23 protein-coding genes are annotated in these 24,648 nt (G+C 70.6%); 3 read left to right on the forward strand and 20 right to left on the reverse strand.

Annotated features, from left to right (window positions below):
* Positions 1 to 162: 162 nt before the first annotated feature.
* Positions 163 to 774: a 30S ribosomal protein S4 gene (gene rpsD, locus EV375_RS02220; RefSeq protein ID WP_486588228.1), complete on the reverse strand. Its 612-nt coding sequence runs from the start codon at positions 772 to 774 to the stop codon at positions 163 to 165.
* A 161-nt stretch (positions 775 to 935) separates the two neighbouring features.
* On the opposite strand from rpsD, the gene EV375_RS02225 reads away from it, so the two are divergent.
* On the forward strand, positions 936 to 1,679 hold the full coding sequence (locus EV375_RS02225; RefSeq protein ID WP_486588229.1) for a DUF2470 domain-containing protein: 744 nt from the start codon (positions 936 to 938) through the stop codon (positions 1,677 to 1,679).
* Between the two features lie 68 nt (positions 1,680 to 1,747).
* Here EV375_RS02225 and EV375_RS02230 read toward each other — a convergent pair whose 3' ends face one another.
* From EV375_RS02230 to EV375_RS02245, 4 genes are all read right to left on the reverse strand, one after another.
* A complete protein-coding gene (locus EV375_RS02230) occupies positions 1,748 to 3,163 on the reverse strand; it encodes a replication-associated recombination protein A (protein WP_130297944.1) in 1,416 nt (471 codons plus the stop codon).
* Positions 3,164 to 3,222: 59 nt separating this feature from the next.
* Positions 3,223 to 3,858: a vitamin K epoxide reductase family protein gene (locus EV375_RS02235; RefSeq protein WP_130297945.1), complete on the reverse strand. Its 636-nt coding sequence runs from the start codon at positions 3,856 to 3,858 to the stop codon at positions 3,223 to 3,225.
* 105 nt (positions 3,859 to 3,963) lie between these two features.
* Positions 3,964 to 5,226 carry a histidine--tRNA ligase gene (gene hisS, locus EV375_RS02240; protein ID WP_130297946.1) on the reverse strand — a complete coding sequence of 421 codons (1,263 nt, stop codon included), beginning with the start codon at positions 5,224 to 5,226 and terminating at the stop codon, positions 3,964 to 3,966.
* A gap of 12 nt (positions 5,227 to 5,238) precedes the next feature.
* A complete protein-coding gene (locus EV375_RS02245; RefSeq protein ID WP_130297947.1) occupies positions 5,239 to 5,955 on the reverse strand; it encodes an MBL fold metallo-hydrolase in 717 nt (238 codons plus the stop codon).
* Between the two features lie 218 nt (positions 5,956 to 6,173).
* On the opposite strand from EV375_RS02245, the gene EV375_RS02250 reads away from it, so the two are divergent.
* Both EV375_RS02250 and EV375_RS02255 read left to right on the forward strand, forming a co-directional pair.
* Positions 6,174 to 6,986 carry a peptidylprolyl isomerase gene (locus EV375_RS02250; RefSeq protein ID WP_130297948.1) on the forward strand — a complete coding sequence of 271 codons (813 nt, stop codon included), beginning with the start codon at positions 6,174 to 6,176 and terminating at the stop codon, positions 6,984 to 6,986.
* A 160-nt stretch (positions 6,987 to 7,146) separates the two neighbouring features.
* Entirely contained in the window at positions 7,147 to 8,376 is a 1,230-nt protein-coding gene (locus EV375_RS02255; RefSeq protein WP_130297949.1) for a DUF349 domain-containing protein, read from the forward strand.
* A gap of 123 nt (positions 8,377 to 8,499) precedes the next feature.
* Here the strand turns inward: EV375_RS02255 and EV375_RS02260 are convergent, their stop codons facing one another.
* The 15 genes from EV375_RS02260 to pgsA all read right to left on the reverse strand — a co-directional run bounded on the left by EV375_RS02260 (position 8,500) and on the right by pgsA (position 24,557).
* On the reverse strand, positions 8,500 to 11,142 hold the full coding sequence (locus EV375_RS02260; RefSeq protein WP_486588230.1) for a RelA/SpoT family protein: 2,643 nt from the start codon (positions 11,140 to 11,142) through the stop codon (positions 8,500 to 8,502).
* Between the two features lie 153 nt (positions 11,143 to 11,295).
* Positions 11,296 to 11,868: an adenine phosphoribosyltransferase gene (locus EV375_RS02265; RefSeq protein WP_130297951.1), complete on the reverse strand. Its 573-nt coding sequence runs from the start codon at positions 11,866 to 11,868 to the stop codon at positions 11,296 to 11,298.
* A gap of 4 nt (positions 11,869 to 11,872) precedes the next feature.
* Positions 11,873 to 13,069 carry a protein translocase subunit SecF gene (secF, locus tag EV375_RS02270; RefSeq protein WP_130297952.1) on the reverse strand — a complete coding sequence of 399 codons (1,197 nt, stop codon included), beginning with the start codon at positions 13,067 to 13,069 and terminating at the stop codon, positions 11,873 to 11,875.
* Position 13,070: 1 nt separating this feature from the next.
* Complete coding sequence (gene secD, locus EV375_RS02275) at positions 13,071 to 14,831, reverse strand: protein translocase subunit SecD (RefSeq protein WP_130297953.1); 1,761 nt, start codon at positions 14,829 to 14,831, stop codon at positions 13,071 to 13,073.
* A 128-nt stretch (positions 14,832 to 14,959) separates the two neighbouring features.
* On the reverse strand, positions 14,960 to 15,463 hold the full coding sequence (yajC, locus tag EV375_RS02280; protein WP_130297954.1) for a preprotein translocase subunit YajC: 504 nt from the start codon (positions 15,461 to 15,463) through the stop codon (positions 14,960 to 14,962).
* A gap of 163 nt (positions 15,464 to 15,626) precedes the next feature.
* The gene (gene ruvB / locus EV375_RS02285) at positions 15,627 to 16,727 is read right to left on the reverse strand and encodes a Holliday junction branch migration DNA helicase RuvB (protein WP_486588231.1); all 1,101 of its coding nucleotides are present in this window, start codon (positions 16,725 to 16,727) and stop codon (positions 15,627 to 15,629) included.
* Positions 16,728 to 16,864: 137 nt separating this feature from the next.
* Positions 16,865 to 17,500: a Holliday junction branch migration protein RuvA gene (ruvA, locus tag EV375_RS02290; RefSeq protein WP_130297955.1), complete on the reverse strand. Its 636-nt coding sequence runs from the start codon at positions 17,498 to 17,500 to the stop codon at positions 16,865 to 16,867.
* A complete protein-coding gene (gene ruvC, locus EV375_RS02295) occupies positions 17,497 to 18,096 on the reverse strand; it encodes a crossover junction endodeoxyribonuclease RuvC (protein ID WP_130297956.1) in 600 nt (199 codons plus the stop codon). The genes ruvA and ruvC overlap by 4 nt, the downstream gene beginning before the upstream one ends.
* Before the next feature lie 211 nt (positions 18,097 to 18,307).
* The gene (locus tag EV375_RS02300) at positions 18,308 to 19,066 is read right to left on the reverse strand and encodes a YebC/PmpR family DNA-binding transcriptional regulator (protein ID WP_130297957.1); all 759 of its coding nucleotides are present in this window, start codon (positions 19,064 to 19,066) and stop codon (positions 18,308 to 18,310) included.
* Positions 19,067 to 19,211: 145 nt separating this feature from the next.
* Positions 19,212 to 19,823 carry a pyridoxal 5'-phosphate synthase glutaminase subunit PdxT gene (pdxT, locus tag EV375_RS02305; protein WP_130297958.1) on the reverse strand — a complete coding sequence of 204 codons (612 nt, stop codon included), beginning with the start codon at positions 19,821 to 19,823 and terminating at the stop codon, positions 19,212 to 19,214.
* Between the two features lie 79 nt (positions 19,824 to 19,902).
* Entirely contained in the window at positions 19,903 to 20,814 is a 912-nt protein-coding gene (gene pdxS, locus EV375_RS02310) for a pyridoxal 5'-phosphate synthase lyase subunit PdxS (protein WP_486588232.1), read from the reverse strand.
* A gap of 269 nt (positions 20,815 to 21,083) precedes the next feature.
* On the reverse strand, positions 21,084 to 21,644 hold the full coding sequence (locus EV375_RS02315; RefSeq protein ID WP_130297960.1) for a hypothetical protein: 561 nt from the start codon (positions 21,642 to 21,644) through the stop codon (positions 21,084 to 21,086).
* A gap of 131 nt (positions 21,645 to 21,775) precedes the next feature.
* On the reverse strand, positions 21,776 to 22,936 hold the full coding sequence (locus tag EV375_RS02320; protein ID WP_130297961.1) for a glycosyltransferase family 4 protein: 1,161 nt from the start codon (positions 22,934 to 22,936) through the stop codon (positions 21,776 to 21,778).
* A complete protein-coding gene (locus EV375_RS02325) occupies positions 22,933 to 23,916 on the reverse strand; it encodes a phosphatidylinositol mannoside acyltransferase (RefSeq protein ID WP_130297962.1) in 984 nt (327 codons plus the stop codon). Before EV375_RS02325 ends, EV375_RS02320 begins: the two co-directional genes overlap by 4 nt.
* Complete coding sequence (pgsA, locus tag EV375_RS02330; RefSeq protein ID WP_130297963.1) at positions 23,913 to 24,557, reverse strand: phosphatidylinositol phosphate synthase; 645 nt, start codon at positions 24,555 to 24,557, stop codon at positions 23,913 to 23,915. Before pgsA ends, EV375_RS02325 begins: the two co-directional genes overlap by 4 nt.
* Positions 24,558 to 24,648: the final 91 nt, after the last annotated feature.

The following is a 24,648-nucleotide window of genomic DNA, read 5'->3' on the forward strand; positions in this document are numbered from 1 at the left end:
GCAGCCCGCCGTGCCGGCGCCGGGCGCATAAGGCCCGGCGCACGCGGCAGGCGGGCTGTGGCCGTCCTGTTGCGCGCTCCGCAGGCAGAGCGACAGCGAAGGGCCCGCACGCGCGGTCCGGGCGTGCCGCCCGGCCGTGCTGCCCTTCTCGCTCCCGCGGACTCAGCGTGCGTAGTACTCGATGACCATCTGCTCGTCGCAAACCACAGGAATCTCCTTGCGGTTGGGCGTGCGGTCCAGGCGGAACGCGAGCGCCTCCAGGTTGACCTCGAGGTAGCGCGGGGTCTCACCCTCGGGCGCGTAGCCGCCCTCGCGTGCGACCAGGAAGGGGTGCTTGGTGCGGCTGCGCTCGCGGACCCGCACCACGTCGTCCGGCTTGAGCCGGTAGGAGGGCTTGTCGACCTTCCGGTCGTTCACGGAGATGTGGCCGTGCACGACCATCTGACGGGCCTGGTAGATCGTGCGGGCCAGGCCGGAACGGAGCACGAGCGCGTCGAGGCGCCGTTCGAGCTCGATGACGAGCGCGTCGCTGGTCTTGCCTTCCGTCTTGCGGGCACGGTCGTAGGCGCGGACCATCTGGCGCTCGCTGATGTCGTACTGGGCACGCAGCCGCTGCTTCTCCAGCAGCCGGACCTTGTAGTCACTGTTCTGCTTGCGGCCCCGGCCGTGCTCCCCCGGCGGGTAGGGCCGGTGCTCGAAGTACTTCACGGCCTTCGGGGTCAGCGCGATGCCGAGGGCACGCGACTTCTTGACCTTGGGACGCGACTGGTTCACTGAACAGACCTCCATGTAAGTTAGGTGAGGCTTACCTTAGCGGAGGAGAACGTATGTTTCGACCTGGGATTCCCCGCTCCGGCACCGACACCGGCCGGGGACAGCCGCGTCCCGTGGAAGACGCCCGGGCACCTACTGCCGCAGAGCGCGTACGAACTCTCGTGGAATCCAGCGTATCGGCCGTGCTGGACATTCCCGGAGCCCGGTCGGCGGACCCGGCACCGGCCGGACACGGCAGCCCGGAAGCCCGGGCCGTCACGGACGACGGTGACGTGGTGCTCCTCGTCCCCGCCTCCTCACAGGCCGCACAGGTCGCGGAACATGCAAGCGGCGACGAACTCGTCGCGGTGATGGAAATCACCGACGTCGCCCCCGTCGCAGTCCCGCGCCGCATACGGGGCAGGGCACGGGTGGCGGGCTGGCTGACCGCGGCGCGGGCCGGTGAACGTGCCGCGCTCGCACGGCTGCTGGCCGAGCGGCATCCGGCCGGGCCACCGGCCGCCGAGGTGGCGTGGGTCCTGCTGCGGCTGGAGGTCGGCGAGGCGCACATCGAGGATCTGTGGGGATCGGACGCGGTCGAACCCGACGACTTCGCGGCGGCGGCACCGGATCCGCTGGCGCCCCACGAGGCGGAACTGCTCCAGCACCTCGCCTCCTCGCACGACGATCAGATGCGCACGCTGTGCTCACTCCTGGGCGACTCCGGGCCGGCCTGCGCGGCCGAGGGCGCCCGGGCGGTGCCCCTCGCCCTGGACCGCTACGGGATGCGGGTGCGGTTCTGCGACCTCGAGGGGCAGCCCCCTTCGGCGTGCTTCGACGCCCGGTTCGAGTTCCCGGAGCCGGTCTACGAGGTCGCTCAGCTGCGGCGGGCGATGCGTCTCCTCTTCGAGGCCGCCGCACAGTAGCGAGCGCGGGCGCACACGGGGAACGTGTTCGGTGGTGTGCGAGCCCGGCCGGCGCCCGTCCGCCCGGTTCAGCCCTCCTGCGGCTTCTCGGACTTACGGGCTTCCCGCGCGGCCTGTGGTTCCTCGGACGCGGGTGCGGCGCCCCGCAGCCGCTCGCGGACCCGCTCCGCCACCTCGGCGTAGCGGGCCTCGGCGCCGTAGCGCGTCGGTTCGTAGTAGCGCTTGCCGTGGATCGCGTCCGGGGCGTACTGCTGCGCGGCGATGCCACCCGGCAGGTCGTGCGGGTACTGGTATCCCTTGCCGTGGCCGAGCTTCGCCGACCCCTGGTAGTGGCTGTCGCGCAGATGCGCCGGAACGGGGCCGGCCGCTCCGTTCCGAACGTCGGCGAGGGCTGCGTCGACGGCGAGATACGCGGCATTCGACTTCGGGGCGAGGGCGAGGGCGACCACCGCGTGGCCCAGGGTGATGCGGGCCTCGGGGAAGCCGATCATGGCGACCGCCTGGGCCGCCGCCACCGCTGTCTGGAGCGCTGTCGGGTCGGCCAGGCCGATGTCCTCGCTGGCGGAGATCATCAGGCGGCGGGCGATGAACCGGGGGTCCTCCCCCGCCTCGATCATCCGGGCCAGGTAGTGCAGCGAGGCGTCGGCGTCCGAGCCGCGGATGGACTTGATCAGAGCGCTCGCGACGTCGTAGTGCTGGTCGCCGTCGCGGTCGTAGGTGACCGCCGCCCTGTCGACCGCCTCCTCCAGAGTGGCGAGAGTGACGGCCCGCTCCCCCTTGGCGAGGGCAGCGCCGGCGCCCGCCTCCAGCGCGGTCAGCGCACGCCGGGCGTCGCCTCCCGCGATGCGCAGCAGATGGCTCTCCGATTCCGGCGGAAGCGTGACCGAGCCGCCGAGGCCGCGCTCCTCCTCCACCGCGCGGCGCAGCAGGGAGCGCACGTCCTCGTCGGTGAGCGCCTCCAGCGTCAGCAGGAGCGAACGCGACAGGAGCGGTGAGATCACCGAGAAGTAAGGGTTCTCGGTCGTGGCCGCGATCAGGGTGACCCAGCGGTTCTCGACGGCGGGCAGCAGGGAGTCCTGCTGGGCCTTGCTGAACCGGTGGATCTCGTCGAGGAAGAGGACGGTGTCCTTGCTGTACGCACCGGTCGAACGGCGCGCGCTCTCGATGACCGCCCGGACTTCCTTGACGCCCGCGGTGATGGCGGACAGTTCCACGAAGCGCTTGTCGGTTGCCTGGCTGACGACGTACGCCAGGGTCGTCTTGCCGGTGCCCGGCGGGCCCCACAGCATGACCGACGAGGGCCCGGCGGGGCCACCGCCGCCCTCCCCGACGAGGCGGCGCAGCGGAGACCCGGGCCGCAGCAGGTGCTGCTGGCCCACGACGTCGTCCAGAGTGCGGGGACGCATCCGTACCGCCAGGGGGCTGGCCGACGGATCCTTCTCCCGGCGTTCCTCTGCGGCCGCGGTGAACAGGTCGGGTTCCACGTCAGGAACCCTAAATCAACCCTCCGACAGCGGTGACGGGAGTGCCCCGGCCTGCGGCCTCAGCCCGTCCAGAACTCCCACCAGCGCATGAGGACCAGCAGGCCGATGACACCGATGTGCAGGACCGGCAGCACCCAGGGGAACTCGTCGAGAAAGCCCCGGGCAGGCGCCGGTGCGGGCAGGAAGCCGTGCCGCACGTTGTGAGCCGTCACGTACCAGAACATGACGATGGTGGCGACCCAGGCGAGACTGCACCACAGGCACAGGGCGCCGATGTCGTACAGCGACTGGTACATCAGCCAGGTGCAGAACCCGACACCGAAGAGCGTGCCGGCGTTGAACGTCAGCCAGTACCAGCGCGGGAAGCGAGCCCCCGCGAGCAGGCTCATCCCCACGCAGATCACGATCCCGTACGTCACGAGACCGATCATCGGGTTCGGCACCCCGAAGGCCTCGGCCTGCTCGCTCTTCATGATGTTGCCGCAGGAGATGACCGGGTTGAGACTGCACGCGGGCGTGAAGTCCGGGTTCTCCGCCAGCTTGATCTTGTCGAGGGTGATCACCCAGGCCGCGAGAAGTCCCGCCGCCGCCGTGACCAGCAGCATCCAGGCGAAGGCACGTCCGGCGCCGACGACGCTCCTGGGAGACTCGTCCGTGCCCGTGCGAGCGTCGTCGAGGGGTGCCGTCATGGTCATGAGCCCTGATCCCGTCGTCGGTCGTGTTCTGCCCCGTCTGCCGCTTCATTCTGCACCAAGGCCCCAAGGCCTGTCCGGCGGAGCTTCGCGGGTTCGCGACGCCCGTCAGCGGAGTTTCGCGGCCACCTCGGCCACGACTCCGTCGATCGCCACGGCAGTCTGCTCACCGCTGTGCAGGTCCTTCAACTGCGCCACACCCTGGGCCAGGTCCCGCTCCCCGACCAGCAACGCGTAGCGCGCGCCGGAACGGTTGGCCGATTTCATCGCGTTCTTCATGCCCTTGCCGCCGTACGCGAAGTCGGCGGCGACGCCCTCCCGGCGCAGTTCGGTGACCACCCGAAAGAGTGCGCGACGTGCCTCGTCACCGATCGGCACCGCGAACACGTCTGTGGTCGCGGGCAGTTCGAGCTTCACGCCCTCCGCGCGCAGCGCCAGGACGGTGCGGTCAACGCCCAGGGCCCAGCCGACGGACGGCAGCGCCGGGCCGCCGATCATCTCGGACAGCCCGTCGTAGCGGCCGCCGCCGCCGACGGCGGACTGCGAACCGAGTCCGTCGTGCACGAACTCGAAGGTGGTGCGCGTGTAGTAGTCCAGGCCGCGCACCAGCCGTGGGTCGTCCTCGTAGGCGACGCCCGCCGCCGTCAGCAGCTCCCGCACCTGCTCGTGGTACGACTTGCACGCCTCGCACAGGTGGTCGCGCATCATCGGTGCCTCGGCGAGCTGACGCTGGACGCTCTCGCGCTTGTCGTCCAGGACCCGCAGGGGGTTGATCTCGATGCGGCGGCGCGTGTCCTCGTCGAGTTCCAGACGCCTCAGGAACTCCTGGAGCGCCGCACGGTAGACGGGCCGGCACTCCTTGTCCCCGAGGGAGTTGAGCAGGATGCGGAAGTCGCGCAGCCCGAGCGAGCGGTACGCGTCGTGCGCCAGGATGACCAACTCGGCGTCCAGCGAGGGGTCCTCGGCGCCGATCGCCTCGGCGCCCACCTGTGAGAAGTGCCGGTAGCGGCCCTTCTGGGGACGCTCGTATCGGTAGTACGAGCCCGAATACCACAGCTTCACCGGGAGATTGCCGCTCTTGTGGAGGCTGGCCTCCAGGGCGGCGCGCAGCACGGAGGCGGTCCCCTCCGGGCGCAGGGCGAGTTCGTCGCCGCCCTTGGTGGTGAGGGTGTACATCTCCTTGGTGACGATGTCGGTGGACTCGCCGACACCGCGCGCGAAGAGCTCGACCTGTTCGAAGCCGGGCGTCTCGGTGTAGCCGTACCCGGCCCGGCGCAGCGGCGCCGAGAGCGCCTCACGCACCGCGAGGTAGTCCGCGGACTCGGGCGGGATCAGGTCGTAGGTGCCCTTGGGGGCCTTGAAGGTGGTCACGGAAGGTTCTCGTCACATTCCTCGTCGCGGAGCGGCGCCCGTAATGCCGCCGCCCGGCCCGGCGGCCACCTGCCGCATGAAGGGGTTGGTGGCACGTTCCCGGCCGATGGTCGTCTGGGGGCCGTGGCCGGAGAGCACCACGGTCTCGTCCTCCAGCGGCAGGCACACGCGCGCCAGCGACTGGAGGATCTCCTCGTGGTCGCCCCCGGGAAGGTCGGTGCGTCCGACGGAGCCGGCGAAGAGCAGGTCGCCCGAGAAGAACACCGGTGGCACGTCGGCCTGTTCGGGCATCCGGAACGTCACCGACCCCTTGGTATGGCCCGGTGCGTGCGAGACGGTCAGCTCCAGCCCGGCCAGACGCAGGGTGGAGCCGTCGGTCAGCTCCTCCACGTCGTCCGGCTCGCCCACGGTCAGCTCCCCCATGAGCGGCTGCCCGATGCTGCGCCCCAGCGCCTTCTCCGGGTCGCTCATCATGTAGCGGTCCTCGGGGTGGATCCAGGCGGGCACGTCGTGGGCGCCGCACACGGGCACGACCGAGGCGACATGGTCTATGTGACCGTGGGTCAGCACGACGGCGACCGGCTTGAGCCGGTGCTTGGCGACAGCCTCCTCGACGCCCTCGGTGGCCTGGTGGCCAGGGTCGATGATCACGCACTCCTCGCCGGCGGCGGGGGCGACCAGGTAGCAGTTGGTCCCCCAGGCCCCGGCGGGGAACCCGGCAACGAGCACGATCGTCCTTCAGTCGTCCGGAAACGGTCACGGCGGCCGGGTGTCCTGCCCGGGGAGCGCCGGGGCCTGCGGCGGTCCGGCGCAATCCGCCCCGCCGATCAAGCTGGTCACAGCCTACCGGCGGCGGCAGCGGAGCGGCGAACCCGTATACGGTACGGGCGGACTCTGGTAGGTACGCACGCATCCCCACGCACGCACGCCCGAAGGAGAAGCTTCCGGTGGTCAGCAGCGAACAGCGCAGAAAGCAGCTCGCACGCGAGAAGTACCTCAGACAGCAGGAGCGCCGGGCGCAGCGCCGGCGCCGGGCCCGTCTGCGCACCATCGGGATCCTGGCCGGCAGCGCGCTCGTGATCGGGGCAGGGGCGGCCTACGTGGCCTCCGGCGGTTTCGGGGGCGGCGAGAAGAAGAACTCGTCCGCGGGCAAGGACCCGGATCCCTGCCGCAAGGCCCCGCCGGGCAAGCCGAACGGCAAGAAGTGGGAGAAGGAGCCCGCCCTCCGCATCGACGACTCCGCGACGTACGCGATGACGCTGCGCACGACGTGCGGGGACATCAGCTTCGACATGGACGCGTCGAAAACCCCGCGCACGGTCAACTCCTTCCGCTTCCTGTCCGGGGAGAAGTTCTTCGACCACACCAAATGCCACCGGCTCGTGAAGCAGGGGCCCTACGTTCTCCAGTGCGGCGACCCGACGGCCACCGGCAAGTCCGGCCCCGGCTACACGCTCCCGGACGAGAACCTGACGGACCCGCAGGTCAAGGACGGTACCTACCCGGCGGGCACGGTCGCGATGGCGAACAGGTACCAGGCGCAGACCGGGAAGGGCCGGGACACCGGGGGAAGCCAGTTCTTCCTGGTCTTCAAGGACAGCAAGCTGCCGCCGGACTTCACGCCTTTCGGAAAGATCACCAAGGGAATGGGCGTGCTGAAGAAGATCGCCGACGCCGGTTCGAGGCCGGAGCCGGAGAACCAGAACACCGCTCCGATCGCGACCGTGGTGATCGAGGGGACCTCCGTACGCAAGTCCTGACCGGCCCGGGCGTATACGCACAAGGGCCTTCGCGTGCACAATTTCGCTCCGTCGGCATGCGGACAGCGCGGGCGCCGTTCGCCTATGTTGGCAGTGACGAGATCTGTGGACGATGCCGGGGGGCCCGCACCCAGCCTGGGCATCTTGTGGAGGAGGCGCTGTGAGCAGCGACACGTGGGGCCGCGTCGATGAGGCGGGGACCGTATACGTGCGTACAGCCGACGGCGAGAAGGTCGCCGGATCGTGGCAGGCAGGCTCCCCGGAGGAAGCGCTCGCCTACTTCACGCGCAAGTACGAGGGCCTGGTCGTGGAGATCGGCCTCCTGGAGCGGCGTGTGCAGACCACCGATCTGTCCGCCAAGGACGCCACCGCCGCGATCGAGCATCTGCGCGAGCAGGTCGACGCGCATCACGCCGTGGGTGACCTGGAGGCGCTCAGCAAGCGCCTCGACGCCCTGACGGGCGCCGTGGAAAAGCGCCGCGAGGAGCGCAAGGCCGAGAAGGCGCAGCAGAACGAGCGGGCGCGCCGCTCCAAGGAAGAGCTGGTCAGCGAGGCGGAGGAGCTGGCGCAGAGCGAGCAGTGGCGGGCCGCCGGCGAGCGGCTGCGCACCCTTGTCGAGAGCTGGAAGCGCCTGCCGCGGCTCGACCGCAAGACCGACGACGAACTGTGGCGCCGCTTCTCCCATGCCCGTTCGGCCTTCTCCAAGCGGCGCAAGGCCCACTTCGCCCAGCTCGACGCGCAGCGGGAGGAGGCCCGCCGGCGCAAGGAGAAGCTGGTGGCCGAGGCCCAGGCGCTCTCCGACTCCCGCGACTGGGGTCCCACGGCGGCCAAGTACCGCGAGCTGATGCAGGAGTGGAAGGCCGCCGGGCGCGCGCAGCGGGAGCACGAGGAGGACCTGTGGCAGCGCTTCCGCGGCGCTCAGGACGTCTTCTTCCAGGCCCGCAGCGAGGTGTTCGCCGAACGCGACGTCGAGCAGCGGGAGAACCTGGCCCGTAAGGAGGAGCTGGCCGCCGAGGCGGAGAAGCTGTTTCCGATCACGGATCTGAAGACGGCCCGCGGCTCGTTCCGGGCGATCAATGAGCGCTGGGACGCCGTGGGGCATGTCCCCCGCGACGCCCGGCCGAAGATCGAGGGCCGCATGCACGCGGTGGAGCGGGCGATCCAGGAGGCCGAGGAGGCCGAGTGGCGCCGTACGAACCCCGAGGCGCGGGCACGCGCGGCGGGGCTGACGGGCCAGCTTCAGGACGCCGTCGACAAGCTGCGCGGCCAGGCCGAGAAGGCCCGCGCGGCGGGGAACACGGCCAAGGCCGAGAAGCTGGAGAAGGAGCTCGCCGGCCGCCAGGAGCTGCTGGACCAGGCGATGAAGGGCCTGGAGGAGTTCGGCGGCTGACCGGGAGCAGGAGACTCCGGGGCCGAAAGCCGGTGCGCTGTCCGCGGTGGCGGGCAGCGCACCGTCATTGTGTGCGCACCGGAGGCCGAGGGCCGAGGCGCCACGGCCGGGACGACCCCGGGGTCAGGACGGCCGGCGGGCCGAGGTCACCCGGTAGACGTCGTAGACACCCTCCACGCTGCGGACCGCCTTCAGTACGTGCCCGAGATGCTTCGGGTCGCCCATCTCGAAGGTGAAACGGGAGGTGGCGACCCGGTCCCGGGAAGTCTGCACGGCCGCCGAGAGGATGTTGACGTGCTGGTCGGAGAGGATGCGCGTGACGTCCGAGAGCAGCCGGGAGCGGTCGAGCGCCTCGACCTGGATGGCGACGAGGAAGACGGACGACTGGCTGGGCGCCCACTCCACGTCGATGATCCGCTCGGGTTCCTTCGTCAGGGAGTCCACGTTGACGCAGTCCGTGCGGTGGACGGAGACGCCGTTGCCCCTCGTGACGAAGCCGATGATGGGATCACCGGGTACGGGCGTACAGCAGCGGGCCAGCTTGACCCACACGTCGTCCACGCCCTTGACGACGACGCCCGGGTCGGAGTTCGCCCGCCGCTTGGCACGGCGCGTGGCGGCCGGCATGGGCGGCGCGGTCTCGGCCAGGTCCTCGTTGGCGGCGTCCTCCCCGCCGAGGGACTGCACGAGCTTCTGGACGACGCTCTGCGCCGACACATGGCCCTCGCCGATGGCGGCGTACAGGGCGGAGATGTCCGCGTAGCGCATCTCGTGGGCGAGGGTGACGAGGGAGTCGCCGGTGAGGATGCGCTGGATCGGCAGGTTCTGCTTGCGCATGGCGCGGACGATGGCGTCCTTGCCCTGCTCGATGGCCTCGTCGCGGCGTTCCTTGGTGAACCAGGCCCGGATCTTGTTGCGGGCGCGGGGCGACTTGACGAAGCCCAGCCAGTCGCGGGACGGCCCGGCGCCAGGGGACTTGGAGGTGAAGACCTCGACCGTGTCGCCGTTCTCGAGCGTCGACTCCAGCGGCACGAGACGTCCGTTGACGCGGGCACCGATGGTGCGGTGCCCGACCTCGGTGTGCACGGCGTAGGCGAAGTCGACGGGCGTGGCCTCCGCGGGCAGCGCGATGACGTCGCCCTTCGGGGTGAAGACGAAGACCTCGTTGCGGGAGAGGTCGAAGCGCAGCGACTCCAGGAACTCGCCCGGGTCCTCGGTCTCCTTCTGCCAGTCCAGCAGCTGGCGCAGCCAGGACATGTCGTTGACGTGCTCGTCGCCCTTGCCGGTGCCCTTGGGGACGTCCGTGCGCACCTTGGAGGCTCCGGCGACGGCCTGCTGCTTGTACTTCCAGTGGGCGGCGATGCCGTACTCGGCGCGGCGGTGCATGTCGAAGGTGCGGATCTGCAGCTCGACGGGCTTGCCCCCGGGCCCTATCACCGTCGTGTGCAGCGACTGGTACATGTTGAACTTCGGCATCGCGATGTAGTCCTTGAACCGGCCGGGAACCGGGTTCCACCGGGCGTGCACGGTGCCCAGCGCCGCATAGCAGTCGCGGACGGTGTCCACCAGGACGCGGATGCCGACCAGGTCGTAGATCTCCGCGAAGTCCCGGCCACGGACGATCATCTTCTGGTACACGCTGTAGTAGTGCTTCGGACGGCCGGTGACCGTGGCCTTGATACGGGCGGCGCGCAGGTCGGCCTGGACCTCGTCGGTGACGACGGCCAGATACTCGTCCCGCTTCGGGGCCCGCTCGGCGACGAGCCGCACGATCTCGTCGTACATCTTCGGGTAGAGGATCGCGAAGGCGAGGTCCTCCAGCTCCCACTTGATGGTGTTCATGCCGAGGCGGTGCGCGAGCGGTGCGAAGATCTCCAGGGTCTCCCGGGCCTTCTGCTCCTGCTTCGCCCGCTTCAGGTAGCGCATGGTGCGCATGTTGTGCAGGCGGTCGGCGAGCTTGATGACCAGCACCCGTGGGTCCTTGGCCATGGCGACGACCATCTTGCGTACCGTCTCCGCCTGCGCCGCCTCCCCGAACTTGACCTTGTCCAGCTTGGTGACGCCGTCGACGAGGAGGGCCACCTGCTCGCCGAAGTCGCGCCGGAGGGCGTCCAGCCCGTACTCGGTGTCCTCGACGGTGTCGTGGAGCAGCCCCGCCATGAGCGTCGCCGGGTCCATGCCGAGCTCCGCGAGGATGGTGGTGACGGCGAGCGGATGCGTGATGTACGGGTCGCCGCTCTTGCGCTTCTGGCCGCGGTGCCAGCGCTCTGCGACCTGGTAGGCGTGCTCGATCTGGCGCAGCGTCGCCGACTCGATCTTCGGGTCGTTGCCGCGCACTATCCGCAGCAGCGGTTCCAGGACGGGGTTGAAGGGGCTGGAACGCTGCACGCCGAGACGCGCGAGCCGGGCCCGTACGCGGTTGGAGGAGCCGGAGCGGCCCGAGACGCCCGAGACGGCGCGGGCAGGGGCCACACGCTCGCTGTGGGCCTTCCCGTCCGAGGGATCCGCGGCGGCGGCGCCGCGCTCCTCGACGGTGGTACCGGCGGTATTGGCGCCGCTTCCGTCCTCGTGCGCGGAACCGGTCGTGCCGCGGCTGCCGCGCTGCTGGCCGGCAGGCGTACGGGAAACGCGATGCTCACGCTCCGCGGCGTCGGCCCCGTCCCGAGGCAGCTCGTCCGGGGCCGCGGCGAGTGCGCCGGGCCCGCCGGGCTCGGCGTCGTGACGCTGTGCCGCCGTGTACGGCTGGGCCTCGTCTGGCAAGAGCACTCCTCGTTGGACCCCAGGTCGGACTGCTGCCATGGTATCGACCCCGGAGGCGACCCCGCCCGCCACCGGCGGTACGGCCACAGCACGACGGCGGTCACCCGCGTCTCCTGGAGAGAACGTACCGGGTGACCGCCTCGTTGCGTCCTGTCGTGGTCAGACCGTGACCAACGCGTCCAACGGGGCATCGTGCAGCGCGGGCTTCAGCCTGTCCCGGCCGCCGAGGAACCCGATCTCCATCAGGACCGCGATGCCGGCGACCTGCGCTCCGGCCCGCCTCACCAGCTCCAGCGAGGCCTCGGCGGTGCCGCCCGTCGCCAGCACGTCGTCGACGATCAGCACCCGGTCCTTCTCGGTGAGGTCCTCGGCGTGCACCTCCATCTCGGCGGTGCCGTACTCCAGCTCGTATGACTGCGCGAGCGTCGCGCCGGGGAGCTTGCCGGCCTTGCGGACGGGGACGAAGCCGAGGCCCGCACACACCGCCGCCGGGGCGGCGAGGATGAAGCCCCGCGCCTCGAGGCCGACGACCTTGGTGGCGCCGCGCCGGGAGCAGAGAGCGGCGAGCGTGTCGGTGAGCACCGTGAACGCCTCGGGGTCGGCGAGCAGCGGCGTGATGTCCTTGAACATCACGCCGGGCACCGGGTAGTCCGCGACGTCCCGGATACGGCCGAGCAGCATCTCCCGCACGGCCTCGGGGGCCGCGGCCTCCGGCTCACTTATGCCGGTCATCGGATCACCTGCGCTTTCCGGAGGGACGGTTGCGGCTGCGGTTGCGGGAAGGCGGCTGGCGCCGCTGGCCGCGGGAGCCGGAGGCCTCACTCCCGCCGCGCGGGCCGACGACCCCTGCACCGGCCGCCGCGGGGGCACCGCCGTCCAGGACCGGCACACCGCCGTCACCGGGGCCCTCGAAGCCGTCGGACTGCCCGTCCTCCGGCCCGTCCTCGCCGCTCCCCTCGCGGTCCTCGTTCTTGAGCCGCTTGGCCCGCACACGGCGGGCCAGCGCCTTCATCTCCGGCTGACGCTCCTTGAAGTCCGCGACGAGCGGCGTCGCGATGAAGATCGAGGAGTACGCCCCGGCCGCGAGGCCCACGAACAGGGAGAGGGCGATGTCGTTGAGCATGCCGCCGCCCAGCAGACCGCCGCCGATGAAGAGCAGCCCCGCGACGGGCAGCAGCGCCACGACCGTCGTGTTGATGGAGCGCACCAGGGTGGAGTTGATGCTGCGGTTGGCGACTTCGCCGTAGGTGTAGCGCGTCTGTTTGGTGACGCCCCGGTTGCTCTCTCTCAGGCTGTCGAAGACGACGACGGTGTCGTAGAGGGAGTAACCGAGAATCGTCAGCAGACCGATGACGGTGCCCGGCGTGACTTCGAACCCGACGAGCGAATAGATGCCGACGGTGATCGTGATGTCGTGGATCAGCGCGATCAATGCAGCCAGCGCCATCCGCCACTCGAAGGCGATGGCCAGATAGATCACCACGAGGATCATGAAGATCCCCAGACCCAGCCACGCCTTGTTGGCGATCTGCTCACCCCAGCTGGGCCCGACGAGCTGGGTGTCGATCCGGTTGGGGTCGACCTTGAGTTCCTTGGAGATGGCCTCCTTCACATCGGTCGACTTGGCCGTGTCCAGACCGGCGATCTGGATGCGCATGCCGCCGTTGCCCAGCTGCTGCACGATGGCCTGGCGCCCGGAGCCCTTCTCTACGACCTCGGTCGTGTGCTGCACGCTGGCCGTCGTCTTGGGCGTCGTGAGGACCGCGCCGCCCTCGAACTCGATGCCCATGTTGAGGCCGCGTACCACGAGACCCACGATCGCCGTGATCGTGATCAGGATGGAGACGCCGTACCAGAGCTTGCGCTTGCCGACGAAGTCGTAGCCGACGTCACCGCGGTAGAGCCGGGCACCGAGGTTGCCGAGTCGCGACATCTCAGGCCTCCTTCGGGTCGGTGCGGACGGCGGACGGGCGTCGGCCGCGGCGCAGTGGAGGTTTGGCCCCGAGCCTTGTCGGATCGAGACCGGACCACGGATGGCCGCTGGCGAAGAACTTCGTGCGTGCCAGCACCGTCATCAGCGGCTTGGTGAAGAAGAAGACCACGACGACGTCGAGGAGCGTGGTCAGTCCCAGCGTGAACGCGAAGCCCTGCACCTTGCCGACGGTGACGATGAACAGCACCGCGGCGGCGAGGAACGACACGAAGTCGGAGACCAGGATCGTTCGCCGGGCGCGCGGCCAGCCACGCTCCACGGCGGGCCGCAGCGTGCGTCCCTCGCGGATCTCGTCGCGGATGCGTTCGAAGTAGACGATGAACGAGTCCGCGGTGATACCGATGGCGACGATCGCACCGCACACGGCCGGGAGGTTGAGCGCGAAGCCGATGGCCGGTCCGAGCAGCGACATGAGCGTGTAGGTCAGCACCGCGGAGACGAGCAGGCTCAGAATCGCGATCAGTGACAGCCCGCGGTAGTACGCCACGAGGTAGATCACCACGAGTGCCAGCCCGATCGCACCCGCGATGAGACCGGCCTTCAGCTGCTCGCTGCCCAGCGCGGGAGTGACCGTCGTGACGTCCGACTCCTCGAAGGTGAGGGGCAGGGCGCCGTAGGAGAGGATGTTGCCCAGCTCCTGGGCGGACTCCTGGGTGAAGCTGCCGGAGATCTCGGCGTTGGAAGACAGCCGCTGGCTCACGGAGGGCGCGGAGACGACCTCGCCGTCCAGGGCGATCGCGAACTGGTTCTGCGGCTGCTGCTTCTTGGCGAGCTTGCCCGTGGTGTCACCGAAGTCGTCGGAGCCCTTGCTGTCGAAGGACATCGTGACGATCCACTGACCGCGCTGCTGGTCGAACTGCGCCTTGGCGTCGGAGACGTTCTTGCCATCGACCCCGACGGGCCCGAGAACGTACTTGATCTTCTCCTTCGAGTCGCAGGCGAGCACCGGCTCGCTCGACTTGGCGGTGGAGGCACGCTCGCTCACCTTGGCCTTGGCCTGCTTGCCGTTGCAGTCCAGCTTCTGCAGCTTCGTCGCCAGCTCCGCCGGGACGCCCGGCGGTTGCTGCTGCTGCGGAGGCGCGGTGGGCGGCGGCGTGGTCTTGTCCGGCTTGGGACTGGGCTTGTCGTCGGCGGGCGCGGCCTTCGCCTTGAGCCCGTCGGTGACGGCACGGCCCTGGTCGCCCTTGCTGCCGTCCTCCTGGCCCTGGCCGCTCTCGGGTCCGCTGGACTGCGAGGGCGACTTGGAGGGGGACTGCGACGGCGACTGCTTCGGCGGCTCGGGCTGCTTGGTGGTCGGCATGTACGTCAGCACCGGCCGGAAGGCCAGCTTGGCGGTCGTACCGACCTGTTCACGCGCCTGCTTCTCGTTGGTGCCGCGGGGGATGTTCGCGATGATGTGCCGGTCGCCCTGGGTCTGGACCTCGGCCTCCGAGACACCCAGACCGTTGACCCGCCGCTCGATGATGCCCACGGCGGTTTCCATGTTGGTCTGGTTGATCGCGTTCGGTTTCCCCGGCTGGTTCTTGGCCTCGAGCGTGATGCTCGTACCTCCGGCGAGATCGATGCCCAGCCGGGGGGTGTGGTGACCGGAGAAGATCGTTCCCCCGGTCAGGCCCACCAGGGCCAGCAGGATCAGCAACAGCGAACGCCACGGTTTCGCATGGGTGCCCGGGCTCCTGCGGCCTTTCTTCGGTGCTGCCACCTTCTCGTCTCTCCTGTCCCAGCAGCCGGTGCCGGCCCAGGAGTTGAGTGGGGCCGCCACGCGGCGCACAAATGGTCTGCGGACGTGCTCCGCCGCCGGGCCCGGTCAGTGGCCCGGCGGCGCCGACCTTACTCGGAGTCGGTGCCCTTCCGCTTGGCATCCTCGGGCCGGTCGTCGCCCTTTGCCTGCTCGTCCTTCGCGTCCGCCGCGGTCGTGGCGTCTTCGGCCGACGAGGAGTCCGCGCCGTCCTCCTTGGCGAAGTCCACCTTGGAGGTGTCGGCGTCGTCGTCCGAGGTGAGCGAGGAGGCGTCGTCCGGGACGACGGTCTCGCCGATCCCGAGTTCGCCGGACGTGCCGTTCACGATCCGCTCGTACTCCTCCTGCTCGAGCACGGCGCCGACGGCGTTCTTGGCGTAGAGGGCGTGCGTACCGGGAGCCACCTCAAGGAGGACCGTGTCGTCGCGGATCTCCTTGACGGTGGCGTACATGCCGCCGATCGTCCGGACACCGGTGCCCGGCGTCATCGCGTCACGCATCTTGGCGGCCTGACGCTGCTTGTTCTTGGCGGACCGGGTCATCAGGAACATGGCCCCGATGAGCACGATGAAGGGGAGGAGAGTAACGATATTCACGGCGGGAGAAAGTCCTTCGACGGACCGCGAGTGAAGCGGCCTGGATTCGGGGTGGGCGTGCCGCCCGTGAAGGCGCGGCGTCGGCGGAGTCTAAGCGAGCCCTCGCCAATGGAACAACGTCAAGCGTGCCACGGGGGTTCCTGGTCGGGCGAGGCTGTCCGCGTCACTCTCCGAACAGCCCCGCTTGTCCCGGTCCTGCCGCGGAATCCGGGCGGCCTGGAGCGGGCGCCGGGCGGGCCGTCCCCAGATGGTCCCAGGCGGCCGGGGTGGCGACGCGACCCCGTGGGGTGCGGGCCAGCAGTCCCTCCCGTACGAGGAAGGGCTCGGCCACCTCCTCCACGGTCTCCCGCTCCTCCCCCACCGCCACCGAGAGCGTCGAGAGGCCGACGGGGCCGCCTCCGAAGAGCTTCACCAGTGCGCCCAGGACGGCACGGTCGAGCCTGTCCAGGCCCCGCTCGTCCACTTCGTAGACGCCGAGAGCCCGGGAGGCGATCTCGCGGTCGATGACACCGTCCGCCTTGACCTGGGCGTAGTCGCGCACCCGCCGCAGCAGGCGGTTGGCGATGCGCGGCGTGCCGCGGGAGCGGCCGGCGATCTCGGCGGCGCCCTCGGCGTCCGTGCGCACCTCCAGCAGGCGCGCGGAACGGTGGACGACCTGCTCCAGCTCGGACGGCTCGTAGAACTCCATATGGGCGGTGAACCCGAATCTGTCGCGCAGCGGCGGAGGCAGCAGCCCGGCCCGCGTCGTGGCCCCCACGAGGGTGAAGGGCGGCAGCTCGAGCGGGATGGCGGTGGCGCCGGGGCCCTTGCCGACGATCACGTCGACGCGGAAGTCCTCCATCGCCATGTAGAGCATCTCCTCGGCGGGGCGCGACATCCGGTGGATCTCGTCGAGGAAGAGGATCTCCCCCTCCTGCAGCGAGGACAGGATCGCGGCGAGATCCCCGGCGTGCTGGATGGCCGGGCCCGAGGTGATGCGGATGGGGGCGCCCATCTCCGCGGCGATGATCATGGAGAGTGTGGTCTTGCCGAGGCCGGGGGCTCCGGAGAGCAGCACGTGGTCAGCCGTGCCGTTGCGCTGGCGGGCGGCCTTGAGCACCAGGTCGAGCTGTTCGCGAACCTTGGGCTGGCCGATGAACTCGCTCAGTTCCCTGGGGCGCAGCGCCGCCTCCACGGCGCTCTCGTCGCTCTCGGCCTCCGGGCCGACGAGGCGGTCCGTGCCGTCGTCCGCCGCGCCGGCTCCGCCGTACTCCTCACCGCTCATGGCGACTGCCTCCGACTGTGGTGCGCGGGCCGTGCATGTGGTTTCGGTGCGGCTGCGTCGCGCCCGCGGCGGGCAGCGGCGCCTGCGGCACCCCGCAGCGGGAGCCGGCGGCTGTGCTGGACACGGTCATCCGCGGCTCACCGCGCCCGGTTCAGCGTCTGGAGCGCAGCACGCAGCAGTTGCGGCACCGGGGGCTCAGCGCCGGAGGCCGCCGCCTCCTCGGCCTGCGGGGCGACGGCCTCGACGGCCTCGTCCGCCTCCCGTCCCGCATACCCCAACCCCACGAGCGCGGAGTGCAGTTGGCCGCGCCAGCCACCGGTGCCCGCCACGCCGGCTCCCTGTCCCGGAAGGTGGGCCGCGGCGGCGGAGACGGGCTCACCGAGGCGGTCCTTCAGCTCCAGGAGCAGCTTCTGCGCGCCCTTCTTCCCGATGCCCGGAACGGCCGTCAGAGCCTTCTCGTCACCGCTGGAGACGGCTGCCCGCAGCGCGTCGGGCGAGTGGACGGCCAGCATGGCCTGGGCGAGGCGCGGCCCGACGCCGCTCGCCGTCTGCAGCAACTCGAAGGTCTGCCGGGCGTCTTCGTCGTCGAAGCCGTAGAGGGTCAGCGAATCCTCCCGGACGACGAGGGAGGTGGCGAGCTTCGCGTGCCGCCCGACGCGCAGCTGGGCGAGCGTGCCCGGCGTGCACTGCACGGCCATGCCCACGCCGCCCACTTCGACGACTGCGGTGTCGGGGGCGAGTGAGGCGATGGTGCCGGATACGAAGGCGATCATCGGGCGGTGCCTTTCGGTGCTGGTGCGGCGCCGTCCGTGACGGCAGCCTGCGCGCCGGGCGCTCGGGAAGAGGCCGCGGAGTGCCTCGCGTGCGCCTGCTGTAGGCGGTTGAGGCGCTGCTGCACCGGAGCGCGCCAGATGTGACAGATCGCGAGGGCGAGGGCGTCGGCGGCGTCGGCCGGACGCGGTGGTTCGTCGAGCCGCAGAAGCCGCATGACCATCGTGCCGACCTGCGCCTTCTCCGCCCTGCCCGCGCCGGTGACCGCGGCCTTCACCTCACTGGGAGTGTGGAGTTCCACGGGCAGCCCGCGGCGTGCGGAGCACAGCATCGCGACCGCGCTCGCCTGAGCCGTCCCCATCACGGTGCGGACGTTGTGCTGGCTGAACACCCGCTCCACGGCGACGGCTTCGGGCCGGTGCCGGTCGAGCCACTGCTCGACGCCCTGCTCGATCAGTACGAGGCGCTCGGCGACGGAGATGTCGGCCGGTGTGCGTACGACGCCGACCGCCTTCATCGTCAGCGGCCTACCGGCGACACCCTCGACCACACCGAGGCCGCAGCGGGTCAGTCCCGGATCGACACCGAGCACACGCACGCCCGTCCTCCTCGCTCGCACCTCGCGCTCCGACTGTGTTCCCGCAGGTTATCGGCAGGCACCGACAATCCGGCGGCAACCTACCGGCACGAGCGCACCAACAGGCCCGGTACCGGCGGCAGTTGCGGGACGTCGGCGACGGCGCGGCGCGCCCGCCGTGGCGGCACGAACCCGCGCGGTGGCCGCCCGCGCGGCGGCCCGGCGCGGTACCTCAGGCGTCGACCTTCGCCAGGACCTCGTCGTCGACGTCGAAGTTGGCGAAGACGTTCTGCACGTCGTCGCTGTCCTCGAGCGCGTCGATCAGCTTGAAGATCTTGCGGGCGCCGTCCTCCTCCAGCGGCACCTGCACGCTGGGCAGGAAGCTGTTGTCGGCGGACTCGTAGTCGATTCCCGCGTCCACCAGGGCGGTGCGCACCGCGACGAGGTCGGTGGCCTCGCTGATGACCTCGAAGTTCTCGCCCAGGTCGTTGACTTCCTCGGCACCGGCCTCGAGGACCGCCGCGAGCACGTCGTCCTCGGAGAGCCCGTCACCGCCCTTGGGGACGATCACGACGCCCTTGCGGTTGAAGAGGTACGAGACCGAGCCCGGGTCGGCCATGGAGCCGCCGTTGCGGGTCATCGCGACACGCACGTCGGAGGCGGCACGGTTGCGGTTGTCGGTGAGGCACTCGATGAGCACCGCGACACCGTTCGGGCCGTAACCCTCGTACATGATCGTCTCGTAGTCGGCACCACCCGCCTCGAGGCCGGCGCCGCGCTTGACCGCGCTGTCGATGTTCTTGTTGGGGACCGAGCTCTTCTTCGCCTTCTGGATGGCGTCGTAGAGGGTCGGGTTGCCGTCGGGGTCGGCACCTCCCGTACGGGCGGCGACCTCGATGTTCTTGATCAGCTTGGCGAAGAGTTTGCCGCGCTTGGCATCGATCACGGCCTTCTTGTGCTTGGTGGTTGCCCACTTAGAGTGGCCGGACACAGCCTCGCTCCTTCGACGTCACCGACATGAACCGACGCGGAGATCCTACCGCCAGCGGCTCAGGGCACCGACCGCCCCGCTCCCCGGTCCGGGGCCCGCTCCCCTTGAGGCACGGGCGGCCGAACTCGGCGCGCACACCGGGTGGTCAGCCCTGCGCGCTGCGCACCATGTCCACGAACATCGCGTGCACGCGGTGGTCACCCGTGAGTTCGGGATGGAAGGACGTCGCCAGCAGGGCGTCCTGGCGCACGGCGACGGTGTGCCCGTCGTGTACGGCCAGGACCTCGGCGCGCTCTCCCGTCGACTCCACCCATGGGGCCCTGATGAACACGCCCTCGACGGGGCCGCCCTGCACGCCCTTGACGTCGAGCGGAGCCTCGAAGGACTCGTTCTGCCGTCCGAAGGCGTTGCGGCGCACGAGCATGTCGATTCCGCCGATCGTCTCCTGCTCCTGCGCGCCGGAGGCCACGGGGGCGGCGCCCAGGATCTTGTCCGCGAGCAGGATCATGCCCGCGCAGGAACCGTAGGCCGGCATTCCCGCCCGCACGCGCTCGCGCAGCGGCTCCATCAGGCCGAAGAGGGCGGCCAGCTTGGAGATCGTCGTCGACTCGCCGCCGGGGACCACCAGGCCGTCGACCGAGGCCAGCTCCTCGGGCCGCCGCACAGCACACGTACGGGCGCCCGCCGCCGCGAGGGCGGCGAAGTGCTCGCGGACGTCGCCCTGCAGGGCGAGGACGCCGACGGTGGGGGTACTCACGAACAGGTGCCTCTCGTACGGGTGTTGAATTGCCTGCCCTGGTCCGAAGGCGGGGGCGGGGCCGGGGGCGCGGGGCGCCTCACCAGCCGCGGGAGGCGTACCGCTCGCCCTCGGGAAGGGTGTCGCAGTTGATGCCCACCATGGCCTCGCCGAGGCCGCGCGACGCATCGGCGATGATCTTCGGGTCGTCGTAGAAGGTCGTCGCCTTCACGATCGCCGCGGCACGCTTGGCCGGGTCGCCGGACTTGAAGATCCCGGAGCCGACGAAGACGCCCTCCGCGCCGAGTTGGCGCATCAGCGCGGCGTCCGCGGGGGTGGCGACACCGCCGGCGGAGAAGAGGACCACCGGCAGCTTGCCCAGCGCGGCGACCTCCCTGACCAGCTCGTACGGTGCGCGCAGCTCCTTGGCGGCGCCGTACAGCTCGTGGCTGTCCAGCGACTTGAGCCTGCCGATGTCGCCGTTGATCTGGCGCATGTGCCGCACGGCCTCGACGACGTTCCCCGTGCCCGCCTCGCCCTTGGAGCGGATCATGGCGGCGCCCTCGGAGATGCGCCGCAGGGCCTCTCCGAGATTGGTGGCGCCGCACACGAAGGGCGTGGTGAACGCGAACTTGTCGCTGTGGTTGACCTCGTCGGCCGGGGTGAGGACCTCGGACTCGTCGATGTAGTCGACGCCCAGAGCCTGGAGGAGCTGGGCCTCCACGAAGTGGCCGATGCGGGACTTGGCCATGACCGGGATGGTGACGGCCTCGATGATGCCCTCGATCATGTCGGGGTCGGACATCCGCGCGACACCGCCGTCCTTGCGGATGTCGGCGGGGACCCGCTCGAGCGCCATGACCGCGACGGCACCGGCGTCCTCGGCGATCTTCGCCTGCTCCGGCGTCACGACGTCCATGATCACGCCGCCCTTGAGCTGCTCGGCCATGCCGCGCTTGACACGCGCGGTGCCGGTCTCGGGGGACTGGGCGGCCGATGTGGCAGAGGGCACGGAAGACGGGCTGGACACGTATGACCTCACTCGACAGGAAAAAGTACGACAGGACCATGGTAGGTCCGCTGCATACACGGTCCCGGAACGGGGTGGCCTTGGAAAAGGGCCAATCCGGCTGCGGTGGACTGCCCGGCCGGGCGCACGAAGCACCCGGCGGGCTCCCGCCCGCGTCCCTCTCGTGCCCCCTCGTCTGCCCCTCGTCTGCCCCTCGTCTCCCTCTCCCCTGCCTCTCGCCGAGCCGCCGCCCGCCGCGGCGTCCGCTGCGCCTACCCGGGCGCTCCGTTGCCCCGGTCGGCCAGGGCCGGCGGTGGCTCGTCGTCCATCTCGAAGGCGAGTGGGAAGGGCGCATAGCCGGCGAGGCGGAGCCAGCGGACGGTGCGATGGCGGCGGAGCGCACGCGCGGCACGCACCGCGTCGTTGTGGAAACGGCGGGCCATCGGCACCCGCCGTACGGCCGCGGCGAGTTCGACGGCCGCGTCCTCTCCGCCCGGCGCCGCACGGACGGCCTCGACCTGGGCGCTCCCGTCGAAAACGGCTCGCAGCGCCTGGCTGAGTTCGCTCTCGGCGACCTCACGCTGCTCCTCGGGCGCCTGTCTCGCGTCGTGCGCGGCCTGGTACAGGACCATCGACGCCGCCGGGTCGAGCACCCCGGCGGTCGCCAACTCCTGTGCGATGGAGGCGCGTCGGAGCAACTGCGCGTCCAGCGCCGCCCGCGCGGCGTCGATGCGGGCATGCAGCCGGTCGAGACGTCCGGCGGTCCAGCTGAGGTAGACGCCGATGAGCAGCACGGCTACGACGAGCAGGATCACAGTGGTCATGGTGGGCATCGCTGCCGCGCTCTCCCTCGTTCTTCAGCTGTCTCCGGGCACTTCAGCCGTCACCGGCCGCACACGTACGGGCTGCCACGCCGCCCGGTGCGGTCCGGGCCGGCGGCACACGCCGAGTCCACCCGGCGCGTTCAATCACGGCCCAGGCCGAAACGGGCGCGGAGTCCGATGCGTTCGTCGGGCGCCACGGCGGCTGCGCCGTCGGTGACGGTCTCGTAGACGGCGAGGATGTCGGCGCCGACGGTGGACCAGTCGAAGCGCCGGACGTGGCGGCTTCCGTATGTGCGCAGCCGTTCCCGCCGCCCCGGGTCGGACAGCAGCCGCACGGCGGCGTCCGCCAGGGCGTCGGGGTCCTCGTTGGGGAAGAGTTCGCCGGCCCCTCCCCCGTCGAGCACCTGCGCGAAGGCGTCCAGGTCGCTGGCGAGCACGGGCGCGCCGGCCGACATGGCCTCGACGAGGATGATCCCGAAGGACTCGCCCCCGGTGTTGGGCGCGACGTACAGGTCGACGCTGCGCAGCAGGCGCGCCTTGTCCTCGTCGCTGACCATGCCGAGGAACTCGATCCGCTCCCGCACGTGTTCGGGAAGGCCCTCGACCGCCTCCTCCTCGTCGCCCCGCCCGGCGACCAGCAGCCGCGTCCCGGGCAGCGATTCGAGAATGCGGGGCAGGGCCTTCATCAGGACGGGAAGTCCCTTGCGGGGCTCGTCGATCCGTCCGATGAAGCCGATCGTGCCGCCCTGCCATTCGGCCTTGGGTTCGGCGCGCGCGAAGAAGTCCACGTCGACGCCGTTGGGGATGACGACGGCGTCGCCGCCGAGGTGCTCGACGAACGTGCGCCGCGCGTACTCGCTCACCGCGATCCGCGCGCTGATCTTCTCCAGCGCGGGCTGCAGGATCGGGTACGCCGCGATCATCGCCCGCGAACGCGGGTTGGAGGTGTGGAACGTGGCGACGATGGGGCCCTGTGCCGCCCAGCAGGTGAGCAGCGCGAGGGAGGGCGTGGCCGGCTCGTGGATGTGCAGCACGTCGAACCGGCCGTCGTGCACCCAGCGCCGTACGCGGGCCGCGGAGAGAAAGCCGAAGTTCAGCCGCGCGACGGAGCCGTTGTAGGGGACGGGAACGGCGCGGCCCGCGGAGACGACGTACGGCGGCAGCGGAGTCTCGTCGTCCGACGGTGCCAGCACGGACACCTCGTGCCGCAGACCGTCCAGATGTTCCGCCAGGTCGCGCACGTGGAACTGCACGCCGCCCGGGACGTCCCAGGAGTACGGGCAGACGATCCCGACCCTCATCTCTCCCGCTCCTCCCCGGACTTCGCGTGCCCGGCCGCGGCGTCCTCCTCCGGGGCTGCGGCTGCACCCCCGGCTCCCGGACGGGCCGGGAGGTCCGCGAGCCACAGCCGCTGCAGCATGTGCCAGTCCTCCGGGTGCTCGGCGATGCCCCCGGCGAAGGCGTCCGCGACGGCCTGCGTCATGACGGCGGACTTCTCGGCGCGCGTGCCCTGCGAGGGCACCGGGACCGGCGGATGCACCCTGCCTTCCATCCTCGGCGACTCCCCGTACCAGAGGGTCACCGGCAGCAGCATCGCTCCGGTCTGCTGTGCGAGCAGGGCGGGACCGGCGGGCATCCGCGTGCGTTCGCCGAAGAAGCTCACCTCGATCCCGGACGAGGACAGGTCCCGGTCGGCGACGAGACACACCAGGCCGCCGTCCCGCAGCCGGCGCGCGAGCGTGCCGAAGGCGGCGCCGCCCGAGTGCGGCAGCACCTCCATCCCGAGCCCTTCCCGGTAGGCGACGAACCGGTCGAAGAGCGACTCGGGCTTGAGACGTTCGACGACGGTGCTGAAGGGCGTCTTCAGGACGGTGGTGACGTACGCGCCTGCCAGGTCCCAGTTGGCCAGGTGCGGCAGGGCGAGGATCACTCCGCGGTCCGACGCGATGCCGTCGGTGAGCAGGTCCAGGTCGTGGATGTGCACGCTGTCCTGTATGTGCCGCTCACGCCAGACGGGCAGCCTGAACGATTCCATCCAGTACCGCAGGTACGAGCGCATCCCCGCCTGTGAGAGCTGCCTGAGGCTCTCCGGCGAGGCTCCGGGCACCACACGCGCGAGGTTCGCCTCGAGCTGCCGCACGCCCCTGCCGCGCCGCTTCCAGGCGGTGTCCGCGATGCTCCGGCCCAGGGCCGCCGCGGCCGGTTCCGGGAGTCTGCGCACGCCGGCCCAGCCCAGCCCGTACAGCGAATCGGTCAGCCGGTCACGGGCGTCGCCTCTCACGCCGCACCCGTCCCTTCCGCCTCGGCGGCCTCGCGCCGCACGGTCACCATCCGCTGCCCGAGTGTGACGAGACTGCCGAGCGCGACGACCCACAGCGCGATGGGCAGCAGCACGCCGATGTAGGGGACGCCGAAGGTCGTGAAGCCCGAGAGGCCGGCCAGGACGAGTGTGATCACGAGCCGCTCGGCGCGCTCCACAAGGCCGTTGACGTTAACCGGCAGTCCGATGCTCTCCCCCCGCGCCTTCGTGTAGGAGACCACCTGGCCGCTGGCGAGGCAGAAGATCGTCACGCCGCACATCAGGACGCTGTCGCCGCCACCCGCGTACCACAGCGCGATGCCGCCGAAGACGGCCGCGTCCGCGACGCGGTCGAGGGTCGAGTCGAGGAAGGCGCCCCACCGGCTGGAGCGACCCAGCTGCCGCGCCATGGTGCCGTCGACGAGGTCGGAGAAGACGAACAGCGTGATGACGACGGTGCCCCAGAAGAACTCGCCGAGCGGGTAGAAGACCAGCGCTCCCGCAACCACCCCTCCGGTGCCGATCAGCGTGACCGTGTCCGGGCTCACTCCCAGTCGCAGCAGCAGCGTCGCGAAAGGAGTGAGGACACGCGTGAAGAACGCACGCGCGTACTTGTTCAGCATGGTGGTCCCGTTGATCGATGGCGGGCCCGGCAGCGGATACGGCCACCGGCGGGCCCATGTTAGCCAGGCGCGCCGAGCCGTGTTTCCAGGG

The organism is Streptomyces sp. CNZ301, from assembly GCF_004217425.1.

Bases quoted from the DNA above. Each gene is read 5' to 3' on its own strand.
- EV375_RS02235 (WP_130297945.1), bottom strand. From the start codon at position 3,858: ATGACCATGACGGCACCCCTCGACGACGCTCGCACGGGCACGGACGAG.
- EV375_RS02265 (WP_130297951.1), bottom strand. From the start codon at position 11,868: ATGACCGGCATAAGTGAGCCGGAGGCCGCGGCCCCCGAGGCCGTGCGG.
- secF (WP_130297952.1), bottom strand. From the start codon at position 13,069: ATGTCGCGACTCGGCAACCTCGGTGCCCGGCTCTACCGCGGTGACGTC.
- ruvB (WP_486588231.1), bottom strand. From the start codon at position 16,727: ATGAGCGGTGAGGAGTACGGCGGAGCCGGCGCGGCGGACGACGGCACG.
- ruvA (WP_130297955.1), bottom strand. From the start codon at position 17,500: ATGATCGCCTTCGTATCCGGCACCATCGCCTCACTCGCCCCCGACACC.
- EV375_RS02315 (WP_130297960.1), bottom strand. From the start codon at position 21,644: ATGCCCACCATGACCACTGTGATCCTGCTCGTCGTAGCCGTGCTGCTC.
- EV375_RS02320 (WP_130297961.1), bottom strand. From the start codon at position 22,936: ATGAGGGTCGGGATCGTCTGCCCGTACTCCTGGGACGTCCCGGGCGGC.
- pgsA (WP_130297963.1), bottom strand. From the start codon at position 24,557: ATGCTGAACAAGTACGCGCGTGCGTTCTTCACGCGTGTCCTCACTCCT.